The organism is Rhodococcus sp. 06-1460-1B, assembly GCF_002258475.1.
Lineage (GTDB): Bacteria > Actinomycetota > Actinomycetes > Mycobacteriales > Mycobacteriaceae > Rhodococcoides > Rhodococcoides fascians.
Window position 1 is genome coordinate 91,364 of sequence record NZ_NOYS01000026.1, and the last position, 14,963, is coordinate 106,326.

General features: G+C 66.1%; 12 protein-coding genes and 1 tRNA gene. 5 read left to right on the forward strand and 8 right to left on the reverse strand.

The window, feature by feature from the left end:
* Positions 1–17: 17 nt before the first annotated feature.
* Positions 18–1,265 carry an MFS transporter gene (locus CH268_RS14910; protein ID WP_094664886.1) on the forward strand — a complete coding sequence of 416 codons (1,248 nt, stop codon included), beginning with the start codon at positions 18–20 and terminating at the stop codon, positions 1,263–1,265.
* Positions 1,266–1,268: 3 nt separating this feature from the next.
* Here the strand turns inward: CH268_RS14910 and CH268_RS14915 are convergent, their stop codons facing one another.
* Positions 1,269–3,755 (reverse strand): putative bifunctional diguanylate cyclase/phosphodiesterase, encoded by a 2,487-nt coding sequence (locus CH268_RS14915; protein ID WP_094664888.1) that lies wholly within the window; start codon positions 3,753–3,755, stop codon positions 1,269–1,271.
* A 303-nt stretch (positions 3,756–4,058) separates the two neighbouring features.
* Between CH268_RS14915 and CH268_RS14920 the strand changes: the two genes are divergently transcribed.
* Genes CH268_RS14920 through CH268_RS14935 form a run of 4 tightly spaced genes read left to right on the forward strand, consistent with a single transcriptional unit; the run spans position 4,059 to position 8,074 of the window.
* The gene (locus CH268_RS14920) at positions 4,059–5,156 is read left to right on the forward strand and encodes a DNA alkylation repair protein (RefSeq protein WP_094664890.1); all 1,098 of its coding nucleotides are present in this window, start codon (positions 4,059–4,061) and stop codon (positions 5,154–5,156) included.
* Positions 5,157–5,214: 58 nt separating this feature from the next.
* Positions 5,215–6,306: a LolA family protein gene (locus CH268_RS14925; protein WP_141215152.1), complete on the forward strand. Its 1,092-nt coding sequence runs from the start codon at positions 5,215–5,217 to the stop codon at positions 6,304–6,306.
* Positions 6,303–7,265 (forward strand): ABC transporter ATP-binding protein, encoded by a 963-nt coding sequence (locus CH268_RS14930; protein WP_094664894.1) that lies wholly within the window; start codon positions 6,303–6,305, stop codon positions 7,263–7,265. The genes CH268_RS14925 and CH268_RS14930 overlap by 4 nt, the downstream gene beginning before the upstream one ends.
* Positions 7,262–8,074: an ABC transporter permease gene (locus CH268_RS14935; protein ID WP_027494448.1), complete on the forward strand. Its 813-nt coding sequence runs from the start codon at positions 7,262–7,264 to the stop codon at positions 8,072–8,074. The genes CH268_RS14930 and CH268_RS14935 overlap by 4 nt, the downstream gene beginning before the upstream one ends.
* Here CH268_RS14935 and CH268_RS14940 read toward each other — a convergent pair.
* The 7 genes from CH268_RS14940 to CH268_RS14970 all read right to left on the reverse strand — a co-directional run bounded on the left by CH268_RS14940 (position 8,064) and on the right by CH268_RS14970 (position 14,790).
* Positions 8,064–8,873, reverse strand: a complete 810-nt coding sequence (locus CH268_RS14940) for a lipase family alpha/beta hydrolase (RefSeq protein WP_094664896.1) — start codon at positions 8,871–8,873, stop codon at positions 8,064–8,066. The two genes, CH268_RS14935 and CH268_RS14940, sit on opposite strands and share 11 nt — an antisense overlap.
* Positions 8,874–8,925: 52 nt before the next feature.
* Positions 8,926–9,144 (reverse strand): hypothetical protein, encoded by a 219-nt coding sequence (locus CH268_RS14945; protein ID WP_032364533.1) that lies wholly within the window; start codon positions 9,142–9,144, stop codon positions 8,926–8,928.
* 125 nt (positions 9,145–9,269) lie between these two features.
* Positions 9,270–9,342 (reverse strand) — tRNA-Thr (locus CH268_RS14950).
* Between the two features lie 84 nt (positions 9,343–9,426).
* Positions 9,427–10,614 (reverse strand): DNA polymerase III subunit delta', encoded by a 1,188-nt coding sequence (locus tag CH268_RS14955; protein WP_094664898.1) that lies wholly within the window; start codon positions 10,612–10,614, stop codon positions 9,427–9,429.
* Between the two features lie 118 nt (positions 10,615–10,732).
* Entirely contained in the window at positions 10,733–13,738 is a 3,006-nt protein-coding gene (gene topA, locus CH268_RS14960; protein WP_027494469.1) for a type I DNA topoisomerase, read from the reverse strand.
* A gap of 109 nt (positions 13,739–13,847) precedes the next feature.
* Positions 13,848–14,435 carry a hypothetical protein gene (locus CH268_RS14965; RefSeq protein WP_032364537.1) on the reverse strand — a complete coding sequence of 196 codons (588 nt, stop codon included), beginning with the start codon at positions 14,433–14,435 and terminating at the stop codon, positions 13,848–13,850.
* A gap of 151 nt (positions 14,436–14,586) precedes the next feature.
* Positions 14,587–14,790 (reverse strand): cold-shock protein, encoded by a 204-nt coding sequence (locus CH268_RS14970; protein WP_005248460.1) that lies wholly within the window; start codon positions 14,788–14,790, stop codon positions 14,587–14,589.
* Between the last annotated feature and the right edge of the window lie 173 nt (positions 14,791–14,963).

Below are 14,963 nucleotides of genomic sequence, written 5' to 3' on the forward strand. Positions count from 1 at the left end.
CGACATCGGAGAACGACATGTCCCACGACACCCTGCGCGCCGCTCCGCCGGCACAGACTCACTCACCGACCTCGACTCGTCGACACGGCGTCGGCTTCTGGGTGGTTGCGGCGGCATTCCTCACCGCGATGGCGTTCTCCACCGTGCCCAGCCCGCTGTACCCGCTCTATCAGGTGCGTGACGGCTTCTCGACGTTCATGGTCACGATCGTGTTCGCGGCCTACGCCGTCGGCGTGATCGTCAGTCTTGTTCTGGCCGGACATGTCTCGGACTGGGTGGGCCGGAAGAAGGTCTTGATCGCCGCGTTGCTGCTCGAATTGGTGGCTGCGGTCATGTTCCTCAGCGGCACTGCACTTCCTCTACTGCTCGTCGCACGGCTCATCACCGGACTCGGCGTCGGAGCACTCACCGCGACCGCCACGGCCTACCTGCACGAGCTGCATTCCACGCACCGGCCGACCGCGTCCGGCCAGCGATTCGAGAAGGTCTCCACCGCAGCGAACATCGGCGGACTCGGCGTCGGGCCGTTGGTAGCCGGGTTCCTGGCGCAGTTCGTCGCGGCTCCCCTGCACACCCCGTATCTGGTGTTCGCGGTACTGATCGTCGTCGCTGTCGTCGGTGTCGCGCTGGTACCCGAGACCGTGGCCGTAATGCCGGAGCGGCCCGCCTATCGCCCGCAGCGAATCAGTGCCGATCACGGTGATCGCGCCGGGTACTTCGCCGCTGCCTCAGCCGGTTTCGCGTCGTTCGCAGTGTTCGGTGTGTTCACCTCGGTGGCACCGGGATTCGTCGCGGGCACACTCGACCATCCGTCCCGCGCCCTCAGCGGTGCCACCGTGTTCGCAGTGTTCGGCACGGCAGCGCTCGCGCAGACGATGACCAGCCGCATGTCGAGTACAGCGAAACTCTCACTCGGCATCTCGGCCGAGGCCCTCGGTCTGATCGCGCTGGTGGTCGGAATGCACACCCTGAGCCTGCCGACATTCCTGGTAGGCGGTGTCGTGGCCGGAATCGGGGCGGGCGTTCTGTTCAAGGCCGCAGTGGGAGCCGTTGCCGCGATGGCGGCACCGGCCGAACGAAGCGAGGCCTTGGCCGGACTGTTCCTGATCGCGTACCTCGGCCTGGGCATTCCGGCCGTGGGAATCGGAATCGCCACCCTCTCGATGTCCGCAACCGCAGCCATGACCGGACTTGCGGCCTTAGTGCTGGTACTTCTACTGGGAGTGGCAACCCTGGCTCGACGGGCCTCGGCAACACCGCGGTGACGCTCAGGAGTTCCACGTATCCGACGCGATCTCGGCAGGTCTGCCCAGCAGATAGCCCTGTCCCTGAACAGAATTGGGCAACGCCTCGAGTTGATCGAGAGTTTCGATGCCCTCGACCACGCAGCCCAGTTTCAGATCGCGGGCCAAGTTTATGATTGCGCCGACAATGCTGCTGCTCGTCGCGTCACTGGTCATGCTGGAGGTGAAGGACCGGTCTATCTTCACTGCGCTCACCGGCAGCGTAGCGAGGTATCGCAGGCTCGCGAAGCCCGTTCCGAAGTCGTCGATGGCGATTCCCACACCCAGCGTGCGAAATTCGCCGAGCTGACGCAGGACCGACGAGCCGGAATCGAGCAACACGGACTCGGTGAGTTCGAGAACGAGGTCCCCCGGAGCCATTCGATGCCGCTCGAGGGCTGTTTCCACTGCCGCACAAATGTCGACGTGTTGAGCCTGTCGAGCACTGAGATTCACGGCCATCGTGACGGGCTCGTCGGACGCGGAGGTAGGCGGGTTCTCGGATTTCCACCGCGCGAGGGTGCCGAGAGCGTCGTCGAGCACGCGCTCACCCAGATCGGAAATGAGCCCCGTGTCCTCGGCCACCGAGATGAATCTGTCGGGTGAAATCGCTGTGCCCGTGCTGTCCCGCAGGCGAGCGAGCGCCTCGAAACTGACGAGTCGCCGACTGCCGAGATCGTAGACCGGTTGGTAGGCCACACCGAATGTCGCGGAACCGCCGCGATCAGGATCGAGCGCGTCCCTCAGGGTCTGTTCGATGTACGCACGCTCGATCGCGTGCACCCGCAGCGCGTCGTCGAACAGTTCGATTCGGTCCTTGCCCAATTGCTTCGCCCGGTACATCGCGGAGTCCGCATCGCGCAGCGCTTCCTGGGCACTGACGCCCCGGCGGACCAACACCATCCCGACGCTTGCCGACACCACGTACTCACGGCCTCCGTACGCGATGGGCGCTGCGAGTACCGTCCGGATTCGTTCGGCGACCTGTGCGGCAAGCGCGCCGCCCGCAGGCTTGCCTGTCCCGTTCTCCGCAGGCAACGCATCGAGGACCAGAACGAACTCGTCGCCGCCGACGCGGGCGATCGAGTCCTCGGCTCGCAGCACCGAGCGCAAGCGGCGAGCGACCTCGACCAGCACGGCGTCTCCGGCCGCATGGCCACCGGTGTCGTTGATTCGTTTGAACCCGTCCAGATCGCAGAACAGCACCGCCGCGGCAGCGCCGGTGCGCGCACCCCGCTCGATCGCCGATCCGATTCGCTCCAGCAGCTTCATACGGTTGGGCAGGCCCGTCAACGGATCTTGCAGGGCTGCACGCTCGAGAGCGCGCTCGGCTTCGACGACATCGGTCACCTCCCGCACCACCGAGAGCACCTCCGCCGCTGAACCCGCCGGTCCATGTCGGAACGGGGTCGTGCGCCGCGAAAGCCACCTCAGCGAGCCGTCCGCCGCACGCACCCGGTACCGGATGCTGACGCTCTCCCCATCCGGCAGGGAGGCAGCGTCCCGGTCCGCTGCCCGGACGACATCGATGTCCTCGGACACCACCGACTCCAATCCGTCCTCGGGGGCTGCGGTGTCGCCGGGTAAGCCGTCCTGGTTCGGCCCGGTCAACAACGACCTGACGTTGCGCGAGGCCCACTTCACGGTCCCGGTCTCGACATCGGTGACGATGGTGACGTCCGGCGATGCCGTCAGCACCGCATCACGGAACGCGCGCGCCTGCTCGAGCTCGGCGCGCGCCTCACGCTCGGCAGTGACGTCCTCGGACAGCACCATCGCGCCGACGATTCGACCTGTGTCATCGCGCAGAGGTCTGGTCTTCACGGCGAAGATCGCACCCGTCCGGGAACCCACGGAGTCGAAGGACGATTCCTCCCCATCGATGGCCGCTGTGTAGAACGGCTTCAGCCGGGCATAGACCTCCGGCGGCACAGTGTCTTGCAGCAGTTGCCCCTCCATCCGCCGCGGGTCGTATCCTTCCGCCAGCAGTCCGGCACCTTCGACGAGTATGAATCGCAGGTCGCGATCGACGACGAGCACCGACGTGTGCGGCAGGTTCGCCGCCAGCTGCCGATACCGGGCCTCGCTCGCGTCGTCGAACATCGCAGGTGAGCGGAGCAACGGTCCGTAGAAGCGGCGCATCCCCAGGTAGACGACGCCGGCGAGTGCCGTCGAGGCCGTCACCATCACATCGACGGTCCCGCCCATCGACTCCCGCATCGCGTCCAGGGTTCCCATGCCGGAATCGGTACCGAGATGCGATGCGTGAGTGCCGAGCCCGGCCGTCAGATGCCACGCATGGATCAAGTGGTGGGCGGCACACGTCGTGAAGATCGCGGCGGTGGCGACCGCGAGCCGGTTGTTACGAAACTGCCCGGTTCGCAACAGCCCTCGGACGATGAGCAGCACGATCCCCGAGTACGCAGCAGCGGTGATCCCGTTGAGGATCACCACCCAGAGCCACCCGCTCACCGCGATCGCTCATCGGCTCGGTACACCGGGCTCACGAGTCGGTTCGAGTCGACGACGAGCACGATGCGACCCCCCGGGTTCGTAGCGCGTTGCACAGAATGATCGGACCGAGACCGGAATTCGATACTTCACCACCGGATACCCGCATTGACCAGCGTTTCAGCACATTGTGTTTCGCGAAGGTTATCGCAGTTCTTTTTACACTGCTGCCGTTCGGGCAGCCGAGAATCGGGCGTTTCGCCGGATAATCCGCACCTTCGGTCCGCCTCCGAACGAACGCGATGCGTCGGGTAATAAGCTCTCATGCCCTTCGCCGATGAACTACTCGGTCCGGACGCAGCCCACACGCTGTTTCGGACCATTCGTACGGCTGCTCCGAACGCGGATCTATCGTCGCTTCGAGAGTCGTCGGACGGGTTGGGCCCACTCGCACTCCGGGCCCGCGCCGACCTGCTGCGTGACGCGCTACTGACAGGGCTGCCGGGCGACTACGCCCAGTTCGCTCGGACCATCCGACTGGCCGCGGCGGATCCCGACTTTCGAGGCTGGTCGGTCTGGCCCGTGACGAGTGCTGTCGCATCGAAGGCCGTCGACGAGCGCACTGCGACCGCGTTCGACGACGGGATGTCCTTGCTCGCCGAGCTCACCGGCCGACTGACCTCCGAATTCGCCATCCGGACCTTTCTCCGAACCGATCTGGATCGGGCTCTCGCCATCGCGGCCGAGTGGACGCAATCACCGGACGAACACGTACGCCGCCTCGCGTCGGAAGGCACTCGACCGTACTTGCCGTGGTCGGTGAGAGTGCCCGAAATACTTGCGCGCCCCGGCGTGACCGTGCCGATTCTGGACAGGCTGTACCGAGACGACAGCGACTACGTTCGGCGATCGGTTGCCAACCATCTCAACGACTTCAGCCGAGACATCCCGGATGTCGTCGTCGGGACCGCGGCGCGGTGGCTGGGCGAGCCGGACGCCAACACAGACCGGCTTGCGCGCCATGCGCTTCGGACGGTGATCAAGAAGGGGAACACCGACGCGCTCGCGTTACTGGGTTTCGCCCCGGCCGAACTCGAGGTGACGGGCCCTGCCGTGGACGTGACCGAGTTGCAGATCGGCGAGAGCGTGGGATTCACCGCAAAAATTCGCAACGTCGGCGTCGAGCCCGCAAAGATCGCGATCGACTACGTCGTCCACCACACCAAAGCGAACGGCGGGGTGACCGCGAAAACGTTCAAGCTGACGACCAAATCGGTCGCGCCCGGAGAGAGCATCGAGGTTGCGCGCCGACACTCGTTCAGAACGTTGACCACACGCACGTACTACCCCGGTCCGCACTCTATCGAGCTCCAGATCAACGGTGTGAGTTACGGTCTCGCGGAGTTCGTGCTCGTCCGCTAGCCGCGAGTTCTGTACCACGCACATGCGGCACATCGACTACGTCCGTACGGTCGATGAGGTGCGTGGACAGTGGCGGTGGCTGGCGGTGGTGCTCGGCATCGCCGTGCTCGTCGCCACGCCCTCGGTGATCGAGCGCCTGCCCGTCGCCGCGTCGGACATCGGTGCGGCGGAACTGCTGTCTCGGGTTCAGTCCTCCACCGCAACACCGTATTCGGGCTACGCCCAGGCCGTTGGCGGCGTCACCCTGCCGGTCACCGACGGACTCGGCGGCCTACCGGATCTGTTGGGCGACACCACGACCCTGCGCGCCTGGTACCGCGCCCCGGACAGCTTTCGCGTCGACACCGTCCGCCTCGCCGGTGAACGCGGTCTCTACCGGTCCCCGGCTCTGCTGTGGAGATGGGACTACGAGCAGAACACGGCTGCGGCAACCCCGGTCCCCGAACCGAGCCTGCGTCTGCCGCGCGAGGCCGATCTGCTGCCGCCGGAGCTCGGGCAGCGGCTGCTCAGTGAGGCGACCACCGACGAGGTCACCCGACTGCCGACCCGCCGAATTGCCGGCCGGGACGCCCCTGGCCTGCGGCTCGTCCCCGCCGAGCCGCAGAGCACCATCACCGAGGTCGACGTGTGGGCCGACTCCGACAGCGGGCTGCCACTACAGGTCGACGTGCTCGCCGGCGGGGCCGCTCGCCCTGTTGTCAGCACCGCGTTCCTGGACTTCTCACCCGAGATGCCCGATGCCGACACCGTCCGATTCGTCCCGCCCCCGGGTACCGATGTGCAGCAGCAGGACGGTCTCGACATCGCCTCGTTCGCCGACGGGATCGACTCTCCCCGTCTTCCGTCGACTCTGTCCGGACTGGATCTGCGGGACCGCGACGGACCGGGTTCCGTCGGGATCTACGGCCGTGGCGTGACCGAGCTGATCGCCGCTCCGCTGCCGCGTCGCGCCGCGCGCGGGCTCGTCGACCAGTTGCGGGCCGCTCCCGGCGCCGTCGTGACCGGCGACAGCGTGGCGCTGTCGATCGGACCGCTGAACGTCCTGATCACCGAGCCCGCCGGAGACCGCCGCCGATATCTGCTCTCCGGCACCGTCACCGCAGAAACCTTGGCCACCGCCGCCCAGCAGCTCGAAGGAGCAGCCACATGATCCGCACGACCGGCCTCACCAAGCGTTACGGATCGGTGCGGGCCGTCGACGGCGTCGACCTCGACGTACGCGCCGGCGACATCTACGGCTTCGTGGGCGCGAACGGCTCCGGCAAGACGACGACCGTGCGGATGCTGCTCGGGCTGGTCCTGGCCACCTCCGGGCAGATGCAGGTGCTCGGCGAGGAGATGCCGCGACGACGCAGGAGCGTGCTGCCGCGGGTGGGTGCGCTGATCGAGAACCCCGCCGCCTACCCCAACCTCTCCGGACGCCGGAACCTCACGCTGCTCGACGCGGCCGGCCCCGGTGGTTCCCGGCGTACCAGGACCGCCCGCGTCGGCGAGGCCCTCGAGCAGGTGGGCCTCGCCGGGGTCGGACGCAGGCCGGTCAAGCAGTACTCGCTCGGCATGCGGCAACGCCTCGGCTTGGCCGCGGCGCTCATGCGCACCCCCGAGCTGCTGATACTCGACGAGCCGACCAATGGCCTCGATCCACAGGGGATCCTCGAAATTCGAGAGTTGTTGCTGGACTTGCATTCCCGGGGCACAACCGTGTTCCTCTCGAGCCACCTGCTGGCCGAAGTGGAGCAATTGTGCGACCGCGTGGGAGTACTCGATCGAGGTCGCCTCGTTCTGCAGGATCAGCTCTCTGCATTCCAACAACCCACCGGCCGAGTGCTCGTGCGTACCCCCGACCCCGCCGACGCGGTGACGGTCCTGTCCGATGTGGAGGACGCCACCGTGCTCGAGCGCGACGGGCAACAGCTCGTGATCGAACACCCTGATCCGGCCTTGCTCAATCGACTGCTCGTCGAAGGCGGCGTCCGGGTGAGCGAGTTGACCCCGCAGCAGATGAGCCTCGAGCAGTCGGTGCTGGCGGTCACCGGTGCCAGCGCGGACCGAATCGACGGTCCTGCTGGCCCTCGCGACCGTTCCGTCCGATCGGAGGTGACCGCATGATCGGCGTCGAACTGCGCGCGATGCTTCGCCGACCCCGCACCTGGGTCGTCATTCTCCTGCTGAACCTACTGCCGACCATCGTCGCGGGCTTGCTGGCCCTCACCGACGTCGGTCCGCGTCCCGGCGACGGCCCTGCCTTCCTGTCCGCGGTGACCACGAACGGCCAGCTCTTCCCACTCGCCGCTCTTGCCATCGTGCTCCCGCTGTTCCTGCCCGTCGCGGTGTCGGTCATCGCCGGCGATTCCGTCGCCGGGGAGGCCCAGGCCGGCACCCTGCGTTACCTGCTGGCTCGCCCGGTGGGACGAACGAAGCTACTGGTGGCGAAGCTGATCTCGGTGGCCGCGTTCGTGCTGCTGGCCGTCGTCATCGTGGCAGCCGTCGCATACTTCGTCGGCACGACGCTGTTCGACACCACGTCGTTGGCCGGCGTCTCGAGCGTGTCAGGCACGGTACTGACCGACGAACAGGTCGCCGTACGCACCGTCATAGCGGTCCTCTACGTGACCCTGTCGATGCTCGGAGTTGCCGCGATGGGGTTGTTCCTGTCGACCCTGACCGACTCGCCACTCGCGGCAACGCTGGGTGCGTTGGCCTTCCTCATCGCCAGCTCGCTCCTGCTGACGCTGGACGCCGCCGACGCCATCGCGCCGTACCTTCCGACGCGGTACTGGCTGGCCTTCGTCGATCTCTTCCGCGACCCGGTGCCGACGCGGGACCTGGTGCGCGGCGTCGGGTTGCAGGGCGTCTACGTCGTCGTGCTCCTGGGGGCCGCGTGGGCGAATTTCACGACCAAGGACATCACGAGCTGAGACGGCTGCAGTCGGCTGCGCCGAGCTCGACGGTGGAGCTGCCGTCCAACTGGGCCGAGACCATCGCGCCGACGAGCGGATCGCGGGGCAGATTTCCGTGGTCGACGGCCGAGTCCGCGCACACGCTCTGCACGGGGATGTCGATCGCCCCGTCGATCCGGGCCGAGTTCGGCGGGGTCACCACCTGATCCAGTTCGGTCCAGATCGACACCCACTGCGGCCCGTCCGGCGTCTCGTCGCCCGAGTTCAAGCCGGCCAGCACGGAGCTGTTCGGGGCCAGCTGTTGGCAGGCGATCGGGCACCGGTCGGGTAGGACCTGGGCAGCCAGCCCCGCCACCTGGGTCCCGTGGTGTGGGGATCCGAGGGTCACGATGCGTCGAGCCTGCTCGGCACCGCCCAGATCGGCAGCCCAGATCCGGGCCACCACCCCGCCGGCGGAGTACCCGACGACGTCGACCGAAGTCGCTCCCGTCCGAGTCAGAGCCGCGTCGACGGCGTCGCGCAGTGTCTGCGCCTGTGCGGTCAGGTCGCCGACGCCACCATCGGGCAGGGCCACGACGGTGGCGTCGCGGCCGTTCTCCCGTAGTTCCGCAGCGAGCACCTCGAGAGCATCGGTGGATCCGCCGAACCCGGGGACCAACAGCACCGGGCCGGGAACCGACTGGTCGACGCTCGCAACAGGGTCGTTCGTAGGGCGCGATGCGACGAAGGCCGCCACGGCCACGACGAGCCCGATCAGGACGAGAGCGAGTACGACGTACACGAGGCGACGACGGGCCGGGGCGAGGGAGGCGAACACCTCGTCCAGTGTGCCCGTCGACGGTGGTGCGGAAGGTCAGGGTGTCTGCGGTTCAGCTTTCGATGGCGGTGATCGCGTCGACAGCGATGACGACGGTGACGTAGGGAGACCCTGTGGGGACCTCGGTGAGGGCGACGGTGATGAAGCCACCGTCCTCATCGTTGTTGTCCACGGCCCCGATCTTGCCGACATGCTGGTGTCCGTCGATGGTGCTGATTCGGACGGGGGTTTCGGTATCGGAGTAGTTGGTGAAAATGACGGCGTCGATCATGTGGGTGTTCCTGTTCGTTCGGTGATGGATGTCGCGGGGTCCGCGAGGCTGACGGGTCCGATGCTCACCGGAGCGGGATACGAAAAAGCCCCTCACAGATTTGTATCGGTGAGGGGCTGAGTCTGAGCCGCCTAAGAGAATCGAACTCTTGACCTTTTCATTACGAGTGAAATGCTCTACCGACTGAGCTAAGGCGGCGTGCCTTTCGGCGTTGGTGAGTCTAACGGAGCATCGGGTCGAAACGAAAATCGCCCTCCCCCGAGCCTCGATGCGGGCCTGCTCCTAACGCAGCACGTCGCCGAGCGTCGCCACCATCGCATAGATGGCAAATCTCGGTTTTGCGTTGACAGCCAACGACTCTCGGCATTCGAGGATCGCCTCGATACTTTTCAGCAGAGCCTCGGGCGGTACGGCCTTTGCCATTCGCTCGACCTGCTCGGCCATGTCGGGGTGCGTAGCCGTCGCGGTCGAGCCGTACGAACGCGCGAGCGCGTCGCGGTACAGGCCCACCAGGTCCATCAACGCCCGATCCAGCGAGTCGCGGCCGGTTCTGGTGGCGCGAGACTTTTGCCGCTTCTCGAGGTCCTTGAGCACTCCGGCCGAGCCACGTAATGCTCCGGCAGCGCCCTTACCTGTACCTCCAGCTCCGAGGGCCGTGCGCAATTCCTCGGTCTCGGCCTCGTCACGAGTGGCACTCATTTCCTTGGCCTCGTCCTCGGCGGCCTTCACCAGTTCCTCGGCTGCGAGGTATGCCTGATTGGGACGGGCCGCGGCCGACGCCAGGGCAAGTGCCCGCTTGCGTCGCGCCCGCGCGTCCTCGTCGGTGGCGAGTCGGCGTGCTCTGCCCACGTGGCCGCCGCTGATCGACGCGGCCCACTCCGCGGTCTCGGCGTCGAGCTTGTCGCGGGTCTGCAGCACCTGCGCGATGGCCGGCACTGTGGGCGTCACCAACGAGACGTGCCGGCAGCGCGAGCGCAGCGTCACCGAGATGTCCTGCGGATCGACCGACGGAGCACACAACAGGAACACCGTCCGAGCGGGCGGCTCCTCGACGACCTTGAGCAGTACGTTTCCGGCACCCTCGGTGAGTCGATCGGCATCCTCGACGACGACCACCTGCCACAGACCGGTGCTCGGCCGACGCGACGCGACCGAGACGATGTCTCGCATCTCCTTGGTGCTGATGCTCAGACCCTCCGGGATGACGCGTCGCACATCGCCGTGAGTGCCTGCCATCGTCGTCGAACAGGCCTGACAATGCCCACACCCCGGAGTGCCCTCGGTGGTGCACTGCAACGCCGCAGCGAAGCACAGGGCGGCGATGGAACGCCCGGACCCGGGAGGGCCGGTGAAGAGCCACGAATGCGTCATCGCCGACGAGTCGACGCCCGTACGAGCAGCCACTGCTGCAGCCGTCAGATCGGCCTCGACATCTTCCTGACCGACCAAACGATCGAACACACCCGCCATGCTGGCAACCCTAACGGTTGGGACCGACTACTCCCGGCGCACTGTTCCCGGACAGTGCCGAACTCGAAGCTATGGACGTAAACGCTGCCGATTCCATCCACAACGTCGAGTTCGCGAGCTACTCGCCGTCGGTCTTCTTCGCCGGCGCCTTCTTGGCAGCAGCCTTCTTCGTCGTCGTCTTGGCCGCCGTCGTCTTCGTGGCGGTCTTCTTGGCTGCAGCCTTCTTGGCCGGAGCCTTCTTCGCGGCAGCCTTCTTGGCCGGAGCCTTCTTCGCAGCGGCCTTCTTCGCCGGTGCCTTCTTCTTCACCGGGCCACGAGCACGCCTGTCTGCCAACAACTCCGACGCGCGATCGTCGGTGATCGTCTCGACCTCGTCGTCCTTGCGCAGGCTCGCGTTGGTCTCACCGTCGGTGACGTACGGTCCGAATCGGCCGTCCTTGATCACCATCGGCTTCTCGCTGATCGGGTCGACGCCCAGCTCGCGCAGCGGCGGCTTGGCCTCACCCTGACGGCCTCGACGCTTGGGCTCGGCGTAGATCTTCAGAGCCTCTTCGAGACTGACCGTGAACATCTGATCCTCGTCGGCGAGCGAGCGAGAATCGGTGCCCTTCTTCAGATACGGGCCGTAGCGGCCGTTCTGCGCGGTGATCTCTTCCTTGGACTCGGGATCGACACCGACGACGCGTGGCAACGACAGCAGCTTGAGCGCATCCTCGAGCGTGATCGTCGCCAGATCCATCGACTTGAGCAACGAACCGGTGCGCGGCTTGGGGCCGGTGGCCTTCTTCGCAGCAGCCTTCTTGGCCGGAGCCTTCTTGGCCGCGGCCTTCTTCACCGCAGTCTTGACGCCACCGCCGCCATCACCGTCGTTGCCGGACGGCACCGGGACGATGTCGGGCTCGGGGGGCGTGGGTTCAGGTTCCGGCTCGGGCAGGATCTCGGTGACGTAGGGCCCGAAACGGCCTTCCTTCGCCACGATGTCGTGACCGGTCAGCGGATCCACACCGAGCTTGCGGCCCTCTTGTGGTGTGGCGAACAGCTTTTCGGCGAAATCGATCGTCAGCTCGTCCGGCGGCAAGTCGTCGGGCAGGTTGGCGCGCTGGCTGATCGGATCGCCGTCCGGATCGTCGTCGTTCTTGACCATGCGCTCGAGGTACGGACCGTAACGGCCCACGCGCACATGGATTTCGCGCCCCTCTGAATCGTCGAACAGACGAATCGAGTTGATGGTGCGCGCATCGATGTCTTCGAGGTTCTGGCCCACCATCTTCTTCAGGCCACCCGAGCGCGCCACCGAACCCTCGGCACCGGTCTCGCCGCCGAAGTAGAAGCTCTGCAGCCAATCTCCGCGCCGCTCACGGCCTCCCGCGATCGCGTCGAGGTCGTCTTCCATGCCTGCGGTGAAGTCGAAGTCCACCAGACGCCCGAAGTGCGCTTCCAACAACGCAATCACCGAGAATGCCACCCACGACGGCACGAGAGCGCTGCCACGCTTGTAGACGTAACCGCGGTCGAGGATCGTCTTGATGATCGACGAATACGTCGACGGCCGACCGATTCCCAACTCTTCGAGCGTCTTGATCAGCGATGCCTCGGTGAATCGAGCAGGCGGGTTGGTGGTGTGACCGTCGGGATCGAGCTTGGTGGCCGTCACTGCCTGGCCGGCCTTCAACGCAGGCAGACGCGACTCGGCGTCGTCGGTCTGACCGCCTGCCTCGTCGTCGACGCTCTCGACGTAGGCCTTGAGGAAGCCCGCGAACGTGATGGTGCGGCCCGACGCGGAGAACGTGCACTCCTCGCCGGTACCGGCGGTTCCGGTGATGCGCAGGGTCAGCGTGGTGCCGCGTAGATCTGCCATCTGCGACGCGACGGTGCGCTGCCAGATCAGCTCGTAGAGCCGGAACTCGTCGGTCTGCAGCGCCGAATGCAGCTGACCGGGAGTCTGGAACACGTCACCCGAGGGGCGGATGGCCTCGTGCGCCTCCTGCGCGTTCTTGACCTTGCGGGTGTACTGCCGCGGGGTGGGGTGCACGTACTCGGGCCCGTACAGCTCGGTCGCCTGCGCCCGTGCCGCGGAGACCGCAGACGCGGACAGCGACGTCGAGTCGGTACGCATGTAGGTGATGTAGCCGTTCTCGTACAGACGCTGCGCGACACGCATGGTCCGCTCGGAACTGAACCGCAGCTTGCGGCCGGCCTCCTGCTGCAGCGTCGACGTCATGAACGGCGGGTACGGCTTACGCGTGTACGGCTTGTCCTCGGCGGACGCGACGGTGAGGTCGACGCCTTCGAGAGCGTCGGCGAGGCGTCGGGCATGCGGTTCGTCGAGAACGGTGACCGACTCGGTCTTGAGCTTGCCGTCGGGACCGAAGTCGCGGCCGGCGGCGACGCGATTGCCGTCGACGTTGACCAGCCGAGCTCCGAAACTGCGCGGGCTCGCCTCGGCCCCGGCGTCGAGGGTGGCAGAAATATCCCAGTACTCGGCGCTACGGAACGCCATCCGCTCGCGCTCACGCTGGACGATGATGCGGGTGGCCACGGACTGCACACGGCCTGCCGACAGCTTCGGCATGACCTTCTTCCACAGCACCGGGCTGACCTCGTAGCCGTAGAGACGGTCGAGGATGCGGCGGGTTTCCTGTGCGTCGACGAGGTCTTGGTCCAGGTCGCGAGTATCGGCGGCGGCCGCGAGGATCGCCGGCTTGGTGATCTCGTGGAAGACCATGCGTCGAACGGGGACTTTGGGGTTCAGGGTCTCGAGGAGATGCCAGGCGATGGCCTCGCCCTCGCGGTCGGGGTCAGTGGCGAGATACAGCTCGTCGGCGTCCTTGAGCAGGCTTTTGAGCTCTGCGACCTTGCCCTTCTTCTCGGGCGAGACGACGTAGAGGGCCTCGAAGTCGTGGTCGACGTCCACGCCCAGACGTGCCCACGGCTCGCCCTTGTATTTGGCGGGCACGTCGGCAGCACCACGAGGAAGGTCACGGATATGGCCGACGGAGGCCTCGACGACATAGTTGCTCCCGAGGTAGGGAGCGATCTTTTTGGCCTTGGTCGGAGACTCGACGATGACCAGACGACGCGGCTCGGCGGAGCTGTCCCCCGAGCCGTTGTTACGTGCTGCCACCTTGCTGCCGAACCTTCCCTAGTGCGTTTTCACAAGCAGATTTGCCTGCCCCACTCCTAACAGACTGACATACGTCGAGCAAATACTCGCAGATCAGTCATTCATCTTCCTACTCAGCGTGGGGCCAATTGGTACGGGCGTCCACATTCGCAGGAGCCTCGCCGACGTTCTCGGTGAGGCGCAACAGCCGACGTCGGCCGGTGATTCGAAGGCCAGGATTGGACCCGCGGGTGCCGATCAGAGTCGGCGCGATGCCCGCGCGCATCAACGATTGAGCAAGGACCGCATGAGTCTCCGGCGCGTGCGGATCGAGGCCGAGTACGTAGCGTTCCCCCTCCGCCTCGGGACGCCCCGACGCGAGCACCCATGCCCGCAACTCCCGAGAACCGGGCACCCACCCGGGAGGCACCGCCTTCACCGCGCCCTTGGTCCACAACGACGCCAGCGCGGACAGTTCCGGAACCGACGCGGTGCGGACGAGAGGACGGTCTTCTTCGGACCGTCCCAGCTCTGCCGACAGACCACATTGTTCGATCAACTCGGCAATGGCATCGGCCCGCCACTGCGCGTCGACGACGACGGAGATACGCGCCGATCCCGAGGACGTGACGACATGGCCGGTGGCAGCCAGCAGTCCGCTGAGATCGGTCACCGCGGGCGGCAACGACTCGGCAGAGAAGAAGGACAGCTGGTTCACAGCATGGACATTAGGACATCGACACCGGCAGACACTGCTTTCGACTCTTCCTGGTGGTTCGCCACGAACGAAACATCCCCCTTTCTCGAACGGCTTTTCACGGCCGATCGAGAAAGGGGGATGAAGGTTCTCGTCTCCGAGGAGAAAAGAATCAGACTGCGCGAACGCCCGTTGCCTGAGGACCCTTGGTGCCCTGGCCGACCTCGAACTCGACGCGCTGGTTCTCCTCGAGGGTGCGGAAGCCGCTGCCCTGGATCTCGGAGTAGTGAACGAAAACGTCAGCGGAGCCGTCTTCTGGTGCGATGAATCCAAAGCCCTTTTCGGCGTTGAACCACTTCACAGTTCCCTGTGCCATGCTTTTCCTTCTCTTTCTAACACCGGATTCGATGGAGCGCACTTTCGATCCATCGGGCCGGTTCCGACCGCTGCACTTGTACGAATCCCCCTCAGGATTCCCCCTGATGGACGAGCTCTCCCAGTACCGCGCCCGCAACATAAGATCCTGCGAAGCGTAGAACGAACACAGAA

What these genes read in the sequence shown, in the direction of transcription:
- CH268_RS14910 (WP_094664886.1), top strand. Translation starts at nt 18, where the DNA reads ATGTCCCACGACACCCTGCGCGCCGCTCCGCCGGCACAGACTCACTCA.
- CH268_RS14920 (WP_094664890.1), top strand. Translation starts at nt 4,059, where the DNA reads ATGCCCTTCGCCGATGAACTACTCGGTCCGGACGCAGCCCACACGCTG.
- CH268_RS14930 (WP_094664894.1), top strand. Translation starts at nt 6,303, where the DNA reads ATGATCCGCACGACCGGCCTCACCAAGCGTTACGGATCGGTGCGGGCC.
- CH268_RS14935 (WP_027494448.1), top strand. Translation starts at nt 7,262, where the DNA reads ATGATCGGCGTCGAACTGCGCGCGATGCTTCGCCGACCCCGCACCTGG.
- CH268_RS14945 (WP_032364533.1), bottom strand. Translation starts at nt 9,144, where the DNA reads ATGATCGACGCCGTCATTTTCACCAACTACTCCGATACCGAAACCCCC.
- CH268_RS14955 (WP_094664898.1), bottom strand. Translation starts at nt 10,614, where the DNA reads ATGGCGGGTGTGTTCGATCGTTTGGTCGGTCAGGAAGATGTCGAGGCC.
- CH268_RS14970 (WP_005248460.1), bottom strand. Translation starts at nt 14,790, where the DNA reads ATGGCACAGGGAACTGTGAAGTGGTTCAACGCCGAAAAGGGCTTTGGA.